Below are 15,327 nucleotides of genomic sequence, written 5' to 3' on the forward strand. Positions count from 1 at the left end.
AGGGAACCCCATGGACTCGAACCTCGCTCCGACCGCTCGCACCAGCGGCGTCGGAAACCGCCGGCTAACCGTCGCCGTGATCGGCGGCAGCCTCACCGGCCCCGTCACCGCTCTGCTGCTGCTGCGCGCCGGCATCGACGTCACCGTCTACGAGGCAACACCAGTGTCCGCCCCCCTCGGTGGCGGACTCATCGGCCTGGAACACATCGCACTCGACGTGCTCGACCGTCTCGACATCCCACAGCGTGACTTCGTCGCCTACGACTCCGAGACGATCCGGCAAGTCGCGGTCCGCGACCGGCAGCCCACGCACACCGTGCTGCGCACCTACCCCGGACGGAACACCACCTGGCCCCTGCTGCACCGCGCGTTGGCCGCCCGGCTCCCCGCAGGCGTCCTGCGCAAGGGAATGAGGGTCACCGGCCTGACCCACCACGCCGGTCCCCCTATCCTGCACTTCGCGGACGGGCAGACTGAGCCGGCCGACCTGGTGGTGTTCGCCGACGGCCGGTCCTCGATCGGCCGTCGCCTCCTGGACCCGGACCGGAAGTTGCGCTACGCCGGCTACGTCGCCCACCGCGGCATCGCGACCAGCATTCCGCAGCCCGACATGCGTGACTTCGTCCGGATGGAGCCCTGTCCCGGCGTTCAGTTCAACGTCGCCCCGGTCCCCGGCGGCTGCGACTGGACGTTCTACCTCGGCTGCACACCGGCCACGTACGAGCAGCACTTCGGGGCCGCGCCCACCCGCCGAGTCTTCGCCCTGCCACAGCACATCACCCCGGCCGCCCGCGCCCACGTCGACGAGCACGCCGACCATCTCCTCCCGCCCGACCACGCGGCGGTCGTGCACGCCACGGCCACCCGCATGGCAGTGCCAGTTTTGGACATCGACCCGCCCACCCGCATGGTGTGGCCAGTCGGCGACGGGCACGCCGTTCTGCTCGGCGATGCCCTCGCACCAGTGCGCCCGCACACCGCCCGCGGCGCCAACAACGGCATCGAGCAGGCCGCCGGCCTGGCCGCCGCGCTCACCCAGCACCGCCGGTATGGCGCCAACCTGCCCACCGCCCTGCACGGCTGGCAACGCCGACATCTGCCCACCGCAGTCGCCGCCGTACAGCAAGGCCCCGTCATCGGCGACAAGCTCGGCCTCGGCGCCCGATAGGGCCACCGCCTGCCGTGGCCAGAGCCCCACCGCCCCACCTACACATTCAAAAATAGACCCAGGTCACCCCGCCCGCGCATGAGCGCGCAGTCAGCGCTGAAGAACCTGCGGCATGCGTAGTGATCGGCGACGAACTCGCAACAGCAACTTCGTCGAAAACGAGTGAAGGTTCCGTGGCCATTGGGTTCAGTGAGTCGGTCCGGACGTCTGAGGTGCTCACTGCGGCATCACACTCCCCGGACGGTAGTTTACGAAGCATGAAGTTTTATTCGCTTCCTGCCGTCGCGATTGCAACGATCCTCCTCGCCGGTTGCGGCAACAGCGGCGATGCACCAGCACCCCAGGGTCCGGCCCCGCAGTCCAGTTCGGCCCCGCCGGCGGCGCCTACCGCGAGGACCCCGGCGGCCGCAGACAGTTCGCCAGTCCCGCCCGAGAAACAGGGCCCGGCCCGGCTCAAGATCGGCCAGACATACACCGGCGCCGACGCGGAAGTAACCATCCACTCGGCCAAATTCGGTGGACGTGCCGACTCGGAGCCCGACAAGGGCAAAGTGTGGGTGCCGGCCGACGTGAGAATCTGCAACACCACCAAGGGCGAGGACCTGCCGACCCCGAGTTGGAGCTCCTGGCAGCTCAAGACCACCGACGATTACGAGCTACAGCCTGCCGACATCACTCCCAAGCCAAGGCAGCCCGCCCTGCCTTACTCCGCCACACTGCTGCCGAAAGACTGCGTTCGCGGCTGGCTCACCTTTGAGCTAGACAAAAAAAGCAAAATCAAGGAGATCCGCCTCATTGAGGACCAGCTGTTCGGCCCAGGGCCAGCCATCGCGATCTGGAACTAAACGGACACGTGCTTCGCCAACAGCGAGGGCGACTACTTTTTCGGACCCGTCGGCGCGCACGCCGACGGGTCCGAGGAGGCAGAGCTTGTCCTCGTCGACGTGGACATTGGGTCGGGGCATCTCACCGGGCCGACCTTCTACTTGACGGTGGACACGCCAAGGCGGCCAACCAGCTAATGAGCGTCGGCTACACGGCTTGCGTCGGTCTGGCTTTAGTCAGTTGGACACTTGCCGGAACGCGGAGCCCTTCGCTGTCCGCGCCTCTACTTTCTCGATAATGCGGTCGACGACCCTCGACGAATCTTTCCACTTCATCGCGAGCCGATCGTGGTCCATGCCGTGCTCCGCGACGATGTCACGCAGCTGCTCCAGGTCGAGCTCGGCCAGCGTTGACCGGAGGCCGGCCTCGCCTCGCTCTGCGAACACGGCAAAAGGATCAAGGACTCCAGGCGCACGGCGTCCACTCCGCCGTACAGGGGCAGCTGTCGCTGTGTGGGCGTCCGAGGCGAGAGCTCGTTGTAGCGCAGTGGCGAACCGACCGGTGCGAATCGCTTCGTCGGCTACCACCGAGATGAGCCGGGCGAGCGGCACGGCGACTTCAGGGCGCGCTGCGGCGAGCTGCGAAAGCGAGTCGGAAGCGGCCTGAACCGCGCCGGAGATGTCGTCCGGAAGGGCTTGACTGGTCATGCAGTTTCCTCTACTGCCTCGATGAATTCTTTGGCCAGGTTACGGAAGACCTCGTAGCCACCCTGGTACTGGTATTTCTGGCGTAACGTGGACATAGAGGAAAACTCGGCCGAGGCCGCGATCGCATTACCTTCTGGGACGACAGTCTCGAACACAGGCGGCAGCTCTTCGTCATTCAGTAGCCGGTCGATGGTCGTGCGGTGAACCGTCGACGCTGAACGGTACTTTGTGACGACAATGCCAATTTCGTGAATTGTTTCCCCAAGGTTGTCGGCAAAAGCTTTGACTCTGGCCTGGATCTGCGGAATACCGTAGGTTGAAAGAACGTCCGGGATGGTCGGGATGATATAGCCGTCCGAAATGCGAAGCCCATTGAGTGTCACGATGCCGAGATTCGGGGGGCAGTCGACTAAGACGAAGTCGTAGTTTTCGAGAATTGGCCGGACCGCTTTCCGCAGCAGATCGGTGGGGTTGTTCGAATAGAACCGACCGGACGGCATCGACGCAAGGCGGTCCTGTACATCGATGAGGTCGAGCGAGGAGGGAAGTAGATCAACACTCTGCACCTCAGCGACCGGGCTCACCTTGCGCTGAAGTGTGGCATCGAGATCGAACTCGGCCAACTCGCCATCGGGGCGCAACGCGTCAGTGAAGAGCGTGACCAACGTATGCTTCTGCGCATTCAGGTCACGCCACCGATCCTCGCCGACAAGAACGGTAGTCGCATTCGTCTGTGGGTCTAGGTCGACGACAAGGACTCGCTTGCCAAACTCGACCGACAGCATTTCGGCCAAACCGATGGTGGTAGTGGTCTTTCCAACGCCACCCTTGAGATTGATCGTCGATATCACGTATGCCATGTGCCTGTTCCTCCGTCGAAGATATCGCCTGACAGCATCACGCGCGAAGACCGGCCCCGCGCGCAGCTCCGCCACTGGAGCCGGAAAACGCTCGTCGCGCACCCGCCAGTTGGAGACCACCGTGCGACTGACGCGAGCAAGCTCCGCAATCTCCGCCAAGCCGGCGAGATCAGCCTCATCTGCAGGCATCGCACCCTCCTGTGAATGACGTTCACGGCATCAGACTGAAGTGTGTACATCATCCACACCTCTGTCAAGGTGGTTGAGGATGGAGGCTGCGCGACTCGGGCGGATTGACAGGGGAGCCCGCGCCGCCATACCGGCCGCGGGCTCCCTTCGACCTCGCTGGCTACGACGCCGAGCGGTACAGGGTCCAGGCACCCCACGACGCACCGAAATGGGACGACCTGGCCGATGCCGACCAGGCTGCCGCGATCGACGCCGCCCGCGACGGCTTCACCACCGCTGTCGAGGACGGTGTGGCCACCCGCTGCGCGGCCCTTCGCGACGGCGACACCCGGCCCGCCGAATGACCGCCTTCGTCTGCCACCCCGGCAGGCGCCGCCCGAACCCCCATTGCCCTCGGCCATCCGGCCCGAGGGCATTTCCATGCCCAGAAGGAGTTACAGGTGAGAAAGCTCTGGTTTGAACTGCGGAGATCCCTCCAACAGGCCGAAGAAGCCATCGCCAGCCACCAGGCCAGCGAATTGAAAGAGCCATGGCTCATCTTGGACGTCCGCAACGCGCGGCTGTGGTTCACCCCCGCCAACGCGCCACGCCCCCGCAGCGTGGCCGTCCCGGCCGCTCACGGCGACGGGCCGATGTCCGCCGGCGAATTGTGGCCGCTGTACCGGCAGCCCTTGACCGAGCCCGACCCGGACCACGAAAGCATGCTGGACCAGCTGCGCGCCGCCGCAGGGCAGGGGCACCGCTGGCTTGTGGCTGACCTGTCCACGCCGACGCGGCTGTACACCGCCGCCGCCTACGACACCGACACCGTTCCGCAGACAGCGCACTGGACCCCGGCCTGGCTCGCCACCGGCGACCTCGGCCCCTACCCGGGTCAGACCGCGCACGGCTACCAGCACAACGGCTCTCTCGTCGCCCGCTTCACTCGACCGACGGTGCAGCGGATCGCGTCCGACGCCAACGCCCGCGCCCTTCGCTCCCCCGATCGGGACGCCGACCTGCTCGTACTGCGCCACAGCGACAGCAGCATGGAGATGTTCGTGGTCCGCGCACCCGCCGCGCCCACCGACGGCCTCGCCCCTGCAACGTTCGTTGTGGGCATGCGGCGACTCACCGCCGACTCCGACGGCTGGTACCGACTCACCGACGACCGCTGGCCCTGGCGGCAGGCCATCCCACCCACCCTGCCGCCGAGCCGCAGGCGAGGTGAGCGCCACCAGCACGAACCGGACGTGTTCGAGCCCGACGAAGGGCCGACTGGCAGCAGGTGCACGGTGTGTGGGGCGACCGGCTACGACATCGCCTACCTGGAGCTTCCGTCGATGGCCGGAGCCGGCACCGACACCACCGAATCGTGCCGGATCTGCGGCTCCTCGGAGAGCTTCGCCCAAGAGGTCGGCTGGAGCAGTCGCCGGGCGATCTGGCCGCCGGTCCTCACGGCGACCGCAGCGGACAGGGAGGCGACGCGGCAGTGATCGACGACGACTACATCCCCGGCGAGGGCGACGTCATGCCGGCGGTCTGGTGGCGGGTCGCGGACCACTTCGACCTCACGAAGCGGCTCCGCAGCAGCGAGATCCCCGGCCATCCGCTGATCGCGTTCGCCGACGAGTTCACCTCAACGCTGCGTACCGCCGGTCCGCTGTACGTCGACCTGGCCAGGTACACGGCCTGGGACACCACCTCGTCGAGGAACCCGATCGAGCGGCAGATCTCCCAGGCCCTCACCGACACCTTCCCCGGCATGTTCAGCATCGTCATCGGTGCCGCAGGGCCGGACGTGTCGCTCGCGCTGCGCCTGACCCGGCTCACCGACGGGATCGCCACCGCACTACTCGAGCAGCACGGGCGCTACCAGGCCCACCGCCGGAGCCCGTCGCAGTAGCGGTCACGGCTGCCCCGGTGCGGCGCCTTCGCCCGAGCCCGCCTGGTCGGCGGACGCTTTCGACAGCTCCACGATGCGCACCTGGCTGCGTGGCTGGCTCCATGTGGACGGGCGGCGCTGCATCGGCTTCGGGGTGGTCTTCGAAGCCTGGCTCGGCGAGGCCCGTCCCGGTTTCCGGCACGGCGATCTCGCGCAGGCTCCTGAGTCCGCCCGCGTCCAGACCCGCGTCGTCGCCGCCGTCGATATCGACCTGCGGTTCTACCGGGCCATTCGGATGCGCGGCGCTCACGCACCGGCCGTCACCACCTGGGCAGCTCCGCCGCCACAGATCCGCGGCACCCGGATCGCCGCCGGCCTTACCCGGATGGTGGACCGGGCCCGCGCCCTGAAACCCCTCCGTCCGGCCGATCACCGGTCCGACGATGTCCTGATCCGATCGCGCCGCCCGAGCGGTAGGCGCCCGACCTGAACACCGCTCCGCGTAACCAAGTACGGCTACGCGCGCTCGGCAATCCAGCACCCGAGCCTCAATTCGACTTGATCGATTGGGCTGGGAGGCGTTCCATCGTCGGCGCCGACACCGCCCGCGCGACGTCGACACCGACCAGCAGGCACCAGCGGCGGACCTACGCGTCGCCGTAACCCTTCAGCACCACCGGGGTGTGGTCGCCCACCCGCCCGGCCCGAACAGGCCGGCAGGGGTTGGCCCCATCCGTCTCCGCTGTGCGGTACCCACCGCCCGCGCACCCGGAGACGGGTGCGCGGGCCCGACCTTCGAATCGAGGCAATCACATGACCACACCACACCCCCCTGTCCCGCCAGCCGGTTCACCGCAGAACGACCCGGCCGTGGCCGGCACCGGCGAGACGCCCACCGCCGAGGCCGCCTCCGGCCGGTCCGGCTACCTCTACCGCAAGGTCGCCCTGCATTTGGCCGACCACCCCGATGACATCGTCAAGGTCGGCGAGATCACTCGGGCGATCGGCGCACCGTCCTCCGGGGCGGTGTTCGAGGCGCTGAAGAAGATGGCCACCGCCGGGCACGCCACCCACCACCGCGACCCGCACCGCTTCCAGATCACCCAGGCCGGCATCGACGCCGCCGGCGCCCTACCACCGGCCGCGCCCCGCACCCGCTCTGGCGGAAGTGGTGGTGGCCGTCAGTCCCGGCCCGCGCCGGTGCCGCGACCGAACGGGACGCTGTATCACCCGCGGCGGCTCGGCAGGGGCTGGGACGTCGAGGAACTGCGGCGGCTACGGACCCAGCAGGTGCCCGTGCTGCTGTACGGGCCGCCCGGCACGGGCAAGACCGCCATGGTCGAGGCCGCGTTCCCTGACCTGCTCACCGTCGCCGGCACTGGCGACACCGTCGTCGATGACTTCCTCGGCTCCTACAATCCGATCCCCGGCGGCGGCTACGAGTTCGTCCACGGGCCCCTCGTGACCGCTATGCGCGAGGGGCGCGTGCTGCTGGTCGACGACGCCACCCTTATTCCGCCCCGCGTACTGGCCGTGCTGTACCCGGCCATGGACGGCCGCGGTGTCATTGCCATCCCCGCCAACGGCAACGAGACCGTGGAGGCCGTCGACGGGTTCTACATCGTCGCCGGCCACAACCCGGGCGTGCACGGCGCGGTGCTGACCGAGGCTCTGGCCTCTCGGTTCACCGTGCACCTGCATGTCACCACCGACTGGGACCTTGCCCTGCCACCCCGTGGCTCTGCTCTCCAGTTGTAACACCAACGGCTCGTGAGTCTTGACTCCATTGATCGGTTCGGCCGTTGATCAATCTCCGCGGGTTTGACCGCGCTTCCGTCCGCTGACGCGGGTTGTAGGGGTCGGCGGAGGTTGCAGGCGCAGTCGGTGAGCGCGAGCATGTCGATCAGCCAGCCGTGGCCGTCGGTGACAGCGTGGGTGCGCGCCGCACATAGGCTTGAGCCATGAGTGGCCCTTCTCCCATCATCGAACGTAGCAACGGCCACCGCGAGTTCCTTCTGACTGGGGAGGGCCGGCCGCCGTACGTCGAGTCGAGGTCTGAGCCGTTCCCTGACGCTGCGTCCATCGAGACCGTGCTGAACGCCCGCCGCAACATGGACGACTGGCAGGAGCAGTACGGCACCGCGCGTACCGCGAACAATCTGGCGGCGGTCCACATCTGCACCGGCGATCTCGAGGCAGCGTTGGCGGCCTGCCAGGAGGCGGAGTCAAAACTGGTCGACATGCTCCAGGAAGGCAACCCGCACCCCGAGCCGCTGACGTTCGCTGGGTTGGCGATGGTGAAGTACAACGCGGCTGTCCTGTTCTGGGCGGCGGGCGACTCTGAAAACAACTGGGCGTACGCGGACGACAACCGGCTGGGTGCGCACGAGGCGCTCATGGAGGTCGGTGAAGACGCGGATGAGGACGTGGAGTTCATCCGGTCGGCGGTGATGGCGTTCCCCGCGTTGAGGTAGCCGATGCCGGACTGGCTGTGGCTCCGCTCCAGTTGGTCGGACGAGTAGTCCGGCCCGGGCGTCGGGGTAAGGAAGGCTGCGCCGCGGCGGTTGATGCCGGGCGAGGACGGTCAGCGGACCAGGACAGACGACAGCGCGCCTGCGAGCGAAGTCTGCGGCAACCGCATCGGATTCTGGTAGGCGGGCGAAGGGCTGGGCAGGTGGGCTGAGGTAGGGGCGTTGGGCCAGGCTGACCTGGCCTGGGCCTGTCAGCTAACCAGGCCTCCGCGTGGGTTTGGCAGCTGCCGGGAACGGCGATCGCCGGCTCCTCGGATAAGTGCTACCGCTGCCGCGTCTTCGAGAAGGACAATGTGGTGCGCACGGGCCGGGACGGCAGGAGGTGGGGTGAGCATGTTCGCTGACGTGGCGGAGGCGGATGAACGTACGCTGTGGTTCACCCCCGGCGGGCTGAGTCCCGGAGGGATGCTGAGCCCGGACGACGCCGCCGCGTTTCAGGCGTCTCTCATCGCGGATGCCACGCTGGTCGACGCGGTGCCGGACAATCTGCGCAACAGCTTCGAGCGACTTCGCCGTAGGCACGCGCTCGGCGTAATCGACTATGAGCAGTTCACCGAGGTCGCTGACGACGCCGTCAGGCTCTACGAACCCGCCCTGCGGTACCGGTTCGTCGAGTTCTATCACGGCCAGCCGATCCCCTTCACCGACAAGGAACGCCGCCCGCGGCCGTTGACCAGCGACAGGTACGACGACATCGCCGAGCGGCTCCGCAAAGACAAGCTGTACCTGCCCACGGGCGACGGCGGACAGTGGCGCTTCAGCGGGATGCTCACCGACCTCATGCGCTGGGCGCGGGACCAGGGGCTCCTGCGGGGGCAACGGGCCCGCCACCAGGAGCGGCTGATCGTCAAGATGCGTAACCGCCTCAGTCACGGCCGTCAGTACCACGTCGATCTTCCGGGCGCGGCGACGATGGAGATTCGTGATCTCGCGGAGTTCATCAACCAGCTGTGGGGTGTCGCGACCCCGGGCGGCAGGCGGTACCCCGCGCCGGTACGCCGTGACATCATGGTCATCGGCTGGGATCCGACGACCCGAAGCCGGGTGATCGACCGCGCGGACGGTCTCCGCCCGGACGAGGACCCGTCCTGGCAGTGGATGCTGCTCCGTGGGGTCGCGGACGTGTATGACGTCGAGCGGTTCGACTCCCGGTACGCCACCAGCCGGTGGCCGGCCGAGTATCTTTGGGGGCCCGGTCCGGTCGCCGGCGCGCTCACCTGGCTTTCTGGCCACCGGCCGTCGGCCGACGAGGTCGATGCCGTCGACCGGCTCTATCTTCTGCGCCAGGACGGCAACCTGTTGCACCTGCCGCAACACCCGGAGGTCTTCGCCGCCGCCCCGCCGCACGAGCGCGGCGGCAGCTGGCACCTGCTGCGCGCCGACCACCCCAACGATGCCTTCGGCTGCGTCCGCAGCCAGCACGACACTGGCACGGGCCACGACACCTACGGCTGTCCGGCACAACCGATCACGTCCGGTCCGTGGGGCGACGTACACGAGGAACTACGCCGTCTTCAACCGACCCTCATGCCACATCTACCGGTCGACGTACGGGCGCCGACGCCGATTACCTGGCCCCGTACCGTCGAAATCCCAAACGGCTAACCGCCCCGAAGCAGTCGGACTCGTTGCTTCGTAACGGAGTACTGGTCGTGCTCCCAGTCGTCGGCGGTGGCTTGCTGCTGGTCTGGTCTCCGAACGTGACAGGCTGGCCGGCGGCCGGTGAGGATCTACTCGGCTGGCGGCCTCGCCGGCCCAGCGACCGGCCATGCATCGTCGATGGGTGGTCAGAAAATTTGTGTGCCCGTTCGCCTCTACCCGCTGACCACACCAGAACTACGCTGAAAATTTCTGTAGACGTTCTGGTGCGGTCAGGGGGGCACACGGCGTCCAAGATCGGCAACGAGACAACGCGCGCGGGAGCCGTCACTGTTGCACCTGGCGCTGCTGCTCGGCAGGCCGGAGAGGGCCCTCCCGCCCGCCATCGACCCTAGGAAGTTGGACGGCGGACGGGAGCCCATACCGATCGGAGAATGACACATGCTCGGCCTCGATGACCAGCACGGGTGGCTCGCCGCCGTCCTGCTGGTCACCCTTCCCACTGTGCTGGTGTCGCTTGGCGTTGTCCTGGTGGCGGTCCTAGCACTGGCCGCCCGCCACCCGCGGACTCGCCGCCACTGCATCGATGTCCTCGGCCAGCTCACCCGGTACGTCGGTGCGCTGCGGGGCAAGCGGTGAACGTCGTCTCGCCCGGTCCGGCCGGGCCGCCCCAGGGCGGCCCGGCCGGACCGGGCGGCCATCAACGCCCGGCTGCTCAGCGCCTGCGACGGCCCCCAGGGCAGCACCTTGCTGCACGAGGAGGTCCGGCAGAACCTGGAGGACCTCTGGCAGTACGGCGGCAATCGCGACGGCAAAACCCCGGGAATACGCCCCAACTGGATCAGGATTCGGCCGCCGTTCCTGATGCGGCAGCCCGAGACCGATCATGGACCGATCCTCCCGCACCTGGTTCCGACCAGAGGGCTGCCGCTACGCCTGGAACTGCTCATGCTCTTCGACGCGCAGTGCCGGTACGGCCCCAAGGACCGGGTCCGCATCGACCGTACCTTCGAGGCCGTGGAGGCGAACGCGCCGATCAAGAGCTGGCAGAAGGTGGTGCTCTCCGATACCAACTCCGACTACCGCGAAGCCGCCGCCCTGCGGGGCCGGCAGATTAAGGAAGCGCTGCGGGTGCTTTACGACCAGCATCTGGTGAACATCGAGCCGGACAGGAGCCGCCCCGGCCGTCGTGACCTCAGCCGGATCACACTGCTGTCCGAGGCCAGTACCCCGGTGAACCGGCCCAGGTACACCGTGCCGACGGCCGGGGTGTACATCTCGCGCCACTTCTTCACCAGCCTCTGGGTATTTGCGCTGACGAACACCGAGATCGCCACGTTCCTTGCCCTCTCCGCGCGACGCGCGATCTTCCCCACCGCCCACAGCGACTCCGGCGTCTACGTGGTGCAGAGGCACCGCGGTCAGTTCGGCCTGAAGGACAACACTTGGCGCAGCGCTCGCGAGTTGCACGCCTTCGGCCTGGTAGATCGCGTCCACGATGCGCATCGTGACACCGAGACCGGCAGGATCAGCGACCTCGGCGCCCGGTGGAAGAACCACGAGGTCATGCCGACCCACTTCACCATCATCGACGACGCCATGGTGCAGCCGGCCCTACCCGCCATCGACCGAGTCTTGAACAACCCCACCCCCGAAGACGAAATGAGGAGCTAGCTGTACTGACCAGGCACGTTGGTTAAGGTTGTGTGACGACACGACGTAGATAGACGTGATGACGAAGGCCTCCGGTTGTGGAGCTGTCTAGGAACCGCTCCGCCGCGGACATCCTCGATCGAGTCCTCACACGCGCAGCCGCGGGCAGCCCTTCAACATTCGTTCGGCGCACGACCCCGCCGGTGTCAAGCTGGTTTGTCGGGTGCGCCGATGCGTTTTGTGTCCAACTCACTCGTGTTGGCCGAGAGATCCTCGATGCCCATCAGGCCGTCCTCGATTGCCCGAGCCATCAGCGCGGCTTTGGTGGGTGCGGGGCGGCCGGCGCTGGCGTACCGTACCCGAGCGCGCTCGATGTAGGTTTCGAGGGTGCTCACGGAGATGCCGAGGGACCGGGCCGCCATAGATTTCGAGCGTGATCCGCACCAGGCCCGCAGTGCGTCGATCTCCCGCGGTGGGAGTTGGGGGCGGTTCGGGTCGTCGTCGGCGGCGATAGCGCCGCTGAGGGACGGCGGCGTGTATGACAGGCCCTGTGCCGCCGCGCGGATGGCAGCGACCAGGTGCTGCGGTCCTTCGTTTTTGGTCACGTAGGCCAGGGCGCCGAGGTCGATGCATTTGATCGCGGTCTTGCTACTGGCGTCCTGGGTGAAGACGACGACGTGGCGGCGGGACTCGTTGAGTCGGCGCAGTTCGTTGAAGGCCTGGCGGCCGTGCTGTAAGCCGAGGTCCAGGATGACCACGTGGGCTTGTGCGCCGGGCCCGGTCCACGCAGCGCTGATCTTGGTAGCGTGGTCGACGATGCGGATCGGTGGTTTGGCCTCGTCGCACCAGACCCGGATGCCGACGGGTATGACCTCGTGGTCGTCGATGACTACGGCGGTGATGACGTTGTCGTCCACTGTGCCTCCACCCAGGTGAACCTGTCTTCGCTGAGGCTGTTGACCCGTACTGCGGAGCCGCCGTCGGCGGTGTCGACCGGTGCGCAATCGGCGACGACGTTGACCGACACCACGCCTGGGGTGCCGACGACAGTGATCCGCGCTTCGGAGATGGCCGTTGACATGGCCTTGACGATCGGTTCGGTGAGTGCCCGCCGGATCGGCACTGGCATCTCCGGCCAGATACCACGGGTCTCCAGGTCGACGACCACGCCCTTCCGGCCGGCCACGTCCGCGGACTGCGTCAGCTCGTGGACGAGCGGGTCGGCAGCCGTGTCGGTTTCGGCGAACAGTCGACGCATCCGCGCCGCCTCGACGGCGCACCGGTGCTGTGCGTCCGTGGCTTCCAGATCGATGGTTCGTTCGGCTAGAGCCTGTAGCAGCGGGCCGGCTGACTCGTACAGGTCGGCGAAGCGGCGTTGCCGGTGTGCATGGACCTCAGCCTCGATGGCATTGGCGGTCCGGGCCTGCTCGGCTTGCTGGGACGCGCGGTCTGCGGCAACGGCGACCCGCCGTAGCGCGAGAGCGGCCATGCCGCTGGCGAGTGGGTATCCGATGGTGCCCAGCGAGCCGGCCGCCAGGTTGAGCAGCACATCGCTGGTGGCTGGGCCGGTGACGAGTACCTTGACGACTGTGCACGTCTCGTGGATGGCCAGGAATGCGACGAGGTACCACAGCGACCGGCCCAGTAGCAGGATCGCGGCCGTCCATCCGAGCGCGCCGAAGATCCAGTCGGCGGCGGATACGGTCGCCCCGGCCGGCAGGAACGCCCGGGAGAGCAGTGCGGCACCGAATACCGCAGCGAGTGCCGCCCAACGAATCACGGGCCAGGCCCTGTGTCGCACGATGAGGACGGACTCGGCCGCGACGACTGCCAGCAGGGTGCCGTAGGCGAGTAGTTGTGGCCACAGCGGCTGATAGACGTGCAAGTGGCGGATGAAGCTGAGCGGGAGCAGCAGGACCGTCGCGGCGATCGCGAGCACGGCCAGCCTGAGGCCTCCCAGCAGTTGTCGTGTGGTGCGTTCGAGGCTCTCGCTTGTCGAGGGCTTAGGCATGGCGCCACTCCAGCCGTACGAGGGTGCCATGGCCCGTGGCGGATTCGACGACGGCGACTCCACCGACTGCGGCGACCCGGGCGATGATCGACTCGCGGACGCCGCGTCGGGTGCTAGGCACTGTGGCAGGGGCGAACCCTCGGCCGGCATCGTGGATCTCGACCCGGACTCCGTCGGCCAGCCTGGTGACCGACAGGGTCGCCGAGGTCACGCCGGAGTGGCGTGCGGCGTTGGTCAGCGCTTCGCCGGCGGCGTCGGCGAGCGAGTGCGCGACCGTCGGGTCGAGAGGCATCCGCTCGTCAGCGATCCACCGCACGTGGAGCGGGATGACGTCGACCATGACGCGAAGCAGGTCGATCAGGTCCGACTGGGCCGGGATCACATTGCTGCGCAAGGCACGGAGGAACTCCAGGTCGCGCGCGGCGCGTTTGCTCAGCAGATTGGCCACAGATCGGGTCTGCCCGAGGCCGGCCAGCAGCAGTGTCGTGGCGGACGTGTCGTGCAGTTTCCGGTTGGTGAACAATTCGTCAGCCCGGATTCTGGCCGAGACCTCGCGCTCACGGCTGGCCTGCGCCGCGTCGGCGACCGCCGCGTCGGCCTGCGCACCGCCGCGGCGAACCAGGGTCCACAACAGCCGGGCAAGTGCGGTGATGACCAGCGACCAGCAGGCGGTGACGAGCCCGTCGATCACCGCGCCGTCCGGTCGACCGACCGCAGTGCCGGTGACCATGCCCGCCGCGACGGCGAGCGCTATGCAGCCGCCGAGTAACCAGCGCTCGTAGTACTGGTAGGCGACGCACGCGAAGGTGCAGAACGGCACGACCCACGACTTGCCGGTGCTCAGCCACGTCTGTGGCACGGTCCACGGCGTGGCGAGCGCCAGTCCGGTCAGGACCAAGCCGTCGACAACTGTGGGCCAGCGTAAACGCGTCCGGATTACCACCGGCGCATATACGACGCTCCACAGGCCGACGGCCGTCCACGCGAGCACGGCGGCGGCCCGGGTGGACGGGCCACCGGCGGCCGCGACTGCAACAGCGGCCGCGACCGGCAACGTGGTCAGTCTGATGACCACTGCGGTCCGTCGGCCGGCGCGGCGCAGACCAAGGGTCGCGTCACCTTCCACAATTGGCACAGTAACGTGCATCGAGCGGCTTCCTGTCGGTCGATCAACCGACAGAACCAGTCGGTTGATGATGCAATATCTGATCGCATGGATTACTACGCGATGATCGGCCGGTTTCGCCGCACCGGCCACTCCTTGATCGTATTGCTGACGGCCGGGATGATCATTTTCGCGGCCGGTGCCGCGTATGCTGCCACAAGGTCGCACCGAATAGATCCTCTGCAGTAGCTGTTGCGAATTGAGGGGTGAACACCCGACCCGCACTCCCTGAAAGTCGCCACATACTTTCTCCCACCACGCAATGACCGGAAAGGACGTGGAGATGGCTATTAAGTCCGGAATCCCAGCACTGACGAAACGCGCACTGCTCATGATCCGCGTACTCCTGGCCGCGCTGGCCCTGACGGCCGGATGGCTCGTCGTCGCCGCACAGCCAGCCGCCGCGAGCGCCTCCGGATGCACCTACGGCGGTCGGCCCGTCGACCGCTGCGTCTACGTCAACGGCAGCGGCACCTATGTGAACTACATCGTCGGGACGATCCGCTACACGACCGGGCAGTACCTGGAGATCGAGGTCTGGGGCGATGGGGTCTACTACCGCGGTCACGGCGACCCCACGACACCGTCGGACACCACCCAGGTCCGGCTGAACATCAATCGCAACCTCGGCAACGGCACCTGGGTGTGCGTCGCAGCCCGGTGGACCGACGGCAGCCAGGTCTCACCCGCCTGCGTGCAAATCAAACGCTGAAGCCCGGCCGGCGGACCACCCCGGTCCGCCGGCCGCCCCAATC

At 67.5% G+C, this 15,327-nt stretch carries 17 protein-coding genes; 12 read left to right on the forward strand and 5 right to left on the reverse strand.

Features of this window, described 5'->3' with window-relative positions; genetic code table 11:
• Positions 1-10: 10 nt before the first annotated feature.
• Positions 11-1,168 (forward strand): FAD-dependent monooxygenase, encoded by a 1,158-nt coding sequence (locus tag I0C86_RS38280; RefSeq protein WP_196206205.1) that lies wholly within the window; start codon positions 11-13, stop codon positions 1,166-1,168.
• A 257-nt stretch (positions 1,169-1,425) separates the two neighbouring features.
• On the forward strand, positions 1,426-2,013 hold the full coding sequence (locus I0C86_RS38285; RefSeq protein WP_196206206.1) for a DUF4352 domain-containing protein: 588 nt from the start codon (positions 1,426-1,428) through the stop codon (positions 2,011-2,013).
• 216 nt (positions 2,014-2,229) lie between these two features.
• Here the strand turns inward: I0C86_RS38285 and I0C86_RS38290 are convergent, their stop codons facing one another.
• Together I0C86_RS38290 and I0C86_RS38295 are read right to left on the reverse strand one after the other, a co-directional pair.
• Complete coding sequence (locus I0C86_RS38290) at positions 2,230-2,700, reverse strand: hypothetical protein (RefSeq protein ID WP_196206207.1); 471 nt, start codon at positions 2,698-2,700, stop codon at positions 2,230-2,232.
• A complete protein-coding gene (locus I0C86_RS38295; protein WP_230395497.1) occupies positions 2,697-3,749 on the reverse strand; it encodes a ParA family protein in 1,053 nt (350 codons plus the stop codon). The genes I0C86_RS38290 and I0C86_RS38295 overlap by 4 nt, the downstream gene beginning before the upstream one ends.
• 104 nt (positions 3,750-3,853) lie before the next feature.
• Between I0C86_RS38295 and I0C86_RS38300 the strand changes: the two genes are divergently transcribed.
• From I0C86_RS38300 to I0C86_RS38340, 9 genes are all read left to right on the forward strand, one after another.
• Positions 3,854-4,093: a hypothetical protein gene (locus tag I0C86_RS38300; protein ID WP_196206208.1), complete on the forward strand. Its 240-nt coding sequence runs from the start codon at positions 3,854-3,856 to the stop codon at positions 4,091-4,093.
• 96 nt (positions 4,094-4,189) lie between these two features.
• Complete coding sequence (locus I0C86_RS38305; RefSeq protein WP_196206209.1) at positions 4,190-5,224, forward strand: hypothetical protein; 1,035 nt, start codon at positions 4,190-4,192, stop codon at positions 5,222-5,224.
• Positions 5,221-5,634, forward strand: coding sequence for a hypothetical protein (locus tag I0C86_RS38310; protein WP_196206210.1), 414 nt, complete (start codon positions 5,221-5,223; stop codon positions 5,632-5,634). The genes I0C86_RS38305 and I0C86_RS38310 overlap by 4 nt, the downstream gene beginning before the upstream one ends.
• A 73-nt stretch (positions 5,635-5,707) precedes the next feature.
• Entirely contained in the window at positions 5,708-6,103 is a 396-nt protein-coding gene (locus tag I0C86_RS38315; RefSeq protein WP_196206211.1) for a hypothetical protein, read from the forward strand.
• A gap of 323 nt (positions 6,104-6,426) precedes the next feature.
• On the forward strand, positions 6,427-7,371 hold the full coding sequence (locus I0C86_RS38320) for an ATP-binding protein (protein ID WP_230395498.1): 945 nt from the start codon (positions 6,427-6,429) through the stop codon (positions 7,369-7,371).
• A 203-nt stretch (positions 7,372-7,574) separates the two neighbouring features.
• Positions 7,575-8,087, forward strand: a complete 513-nt coding sequence (locus tag I0C86_RS38325; protein ID WP_196206212.1) for a hypothetical protein — start codon at positions 7,575-7,577, stop codon at positions 8,085-8,087.
• 384 nt (positions 8,088-8,471) lie between these two features.
• Entirely contained in the window at positions 8,472-9,749 is a 1,278-nt protein-coding gene (locus tag I0C86_RS38330) for a hypothetical protein (protein ID WP_196206213.1), read from the forward strand.
• Between the two features lie 435 nt (positions 9,750-10,184).
• Positions 10,185-10,382: a hypothetical protein gene (locus tag I0C86_RS38335; RefSeq protein ID WP_196206214.1), complete on the forward strand. Its 198-nt coding sequence runs from the start codon at positions 10,185-10,187 to the stop codon at positions 10,380-10,382.
• A 309-nt stretch (positions 10,383-10,691) separates the two neighbouring features.
• A complete protein-coding gene (locus tag I0C86_RS38340) occupies positions 10,692-11,417 on the forward strand; it encodes a hypothetical protein (protein WP_196206215.1) in 726 nt (241 codons plus the stop codon).
• Between the two features lie 185 nt (positions 11,418-11,602).
• On the opposite strand, the gene I0C86_RS38345 is transcribed toward I0C86_RS38340, so the two are convergent.
• Genes I0C86_RS38345 through I0C86_RS38355 form a run of 3 tightly spaced genes read right to left on the reverse strand, consistent with a single transcriptional unit; the run spans position 11,603 to position 14,665 of the window.
• The gene (locus I0C86_RS38345; RefSeq protein ID WP_323374113.1) at positions 11,603-12,313 is read right to left on the reverse strand and encodes a response regulator transcription factor; all 711 of its coding nucleotides are present in this window, start codon (positions 12,311-12,313) and stop codon (positions 11,603-11,605) included.
• Positions 12,286-13,407 (reverse strand): hypothetical protein, encoded by a 1,122-nt coding sequence (locus tag I0C86_RS38350; protein ID WP_196206216.1) that lies wholly within the window; start codon positions 13,405-13,407, stop codon positions 12,286-12,288. Before I0C86_RS38350 ends, I0C86_RS38345 begins: the two co-directional genes overlap by 28 nt.
• Positions 13,400-14,665, reverse strand: coding sequence for a sensor histidine kinase (locus I0C86_RS38355; RefSeq protein WP_196206217.1), 1,266 nt, complete (start codon positions 14,663-14,665; stop codon positions 13,400-13,402). The genes I0C86_RS38350 and I0C86_RS38355 overlap by 8 nt, the downstream gene beginning before the upstream one ends.
• 169 nt (positions 14,666-14,834) lie before the next feature.
• Here I0C86_RS38355 and I0C86_RS38360 point away from each other — a divergent pair, with 169 nt between their 5' ends.
• Positions 14,835-15,284, forward strand: coding sequence for a hypothetical protein (locus I0C86_RS38360; protein WP_196206218.1), 450 nt, complete (start codon positions 14,835-14,837; stop codon positions 15,282-15,284).
• Positions 15,285-15,327 lie beyond the last annotated feature (43 nt).

The organism is Plantactinospora alkalitolerans, assembly GCF_015690345.1.
GTDB classification, from domain to species: domain Bacteria; phylum Actinomycetota; class Actinomycetes; order Mycobacteriales; family Micromonosporaceae; genus Plantactinospora; species Plantactinospora alkalitolerans.

Coding starts and splice junctions, on each gene's coding strand:
- I0C86_RS38280 (WP_196206205.1), top strand. CDS start 11: ATGGACTCGAACCTCGCTCCGACCGCTCGCACCAGCGGCGTCGGAAAC.
- I0C86_RS38285 (WP_196206206.1), top strand. CDS start 1,426: ATGAAGTTTTATTCGCTTCCTGCCGTCGCGATTGCAACGATCCTCCTC.
- I0C86_RS38290 (WP_196206207.1), bottom strand. CDS start 2,700: ATGACCAGTCAAGCCCTTCCGGACGACATCTCCGGCGCGGTTCAGGCC.
- I0C86_RS38295 (WP_230395497.1), bottom strand. CDS start 3,749: ATGCCTGCAGATGAGGCTGATCTCGCCGGCTTGGCGGAGATTGCGGAG.
- I0C86_RS38315 (WP_196206211.1), top strand. CDS start 5,708: ATGCGCACCTGGCTGCGTGGCTGGCTCCATGTGGACGGGCGGCGCTGC.
- I0C86_RS38320 (WP_230395498.1), top strand. CDS start 6,427: ATGACCACACCACACCCCCCTGTCCCGCCAGCCGGTTCACCGCAGAAC.
- I0C86_RS38325 (WP_196206212.1), top strand. CDS start 7,575: ATGAGTGGCCCTTCTCCCATCATCGAACGTAGCAACGGCCACCGCGAG.
- I0C86_RS38335 (WP_196206214.1), top strand. CDS start 10,185: ATGCTCGGCCTCGATGACCAGCACGGGTGGCTCGCCGCCGTCCTGCTG.
- I0C86_RS38340 (WP_196206215.1), top strand. CDS start 10,692: ATGCTCTTCGACGCGCAGTGCCGGTACGGCCCCAAGGACCGGGTCCGC.
- I0C86_RS38350 (WP_196206216.1), bottom strand. CDS start 13,407: ATGCCTAAGCCCTCGACAAGCGAGAGCCTCGAACGCACCACACGACAA.
- I0C86_RS38360 (WP_196206218.1), top strand. CDS start 14,835: ATGACCGGAAAGGACGTGGAGATGGCTATTAAGTCCGGAATCCCAGCA.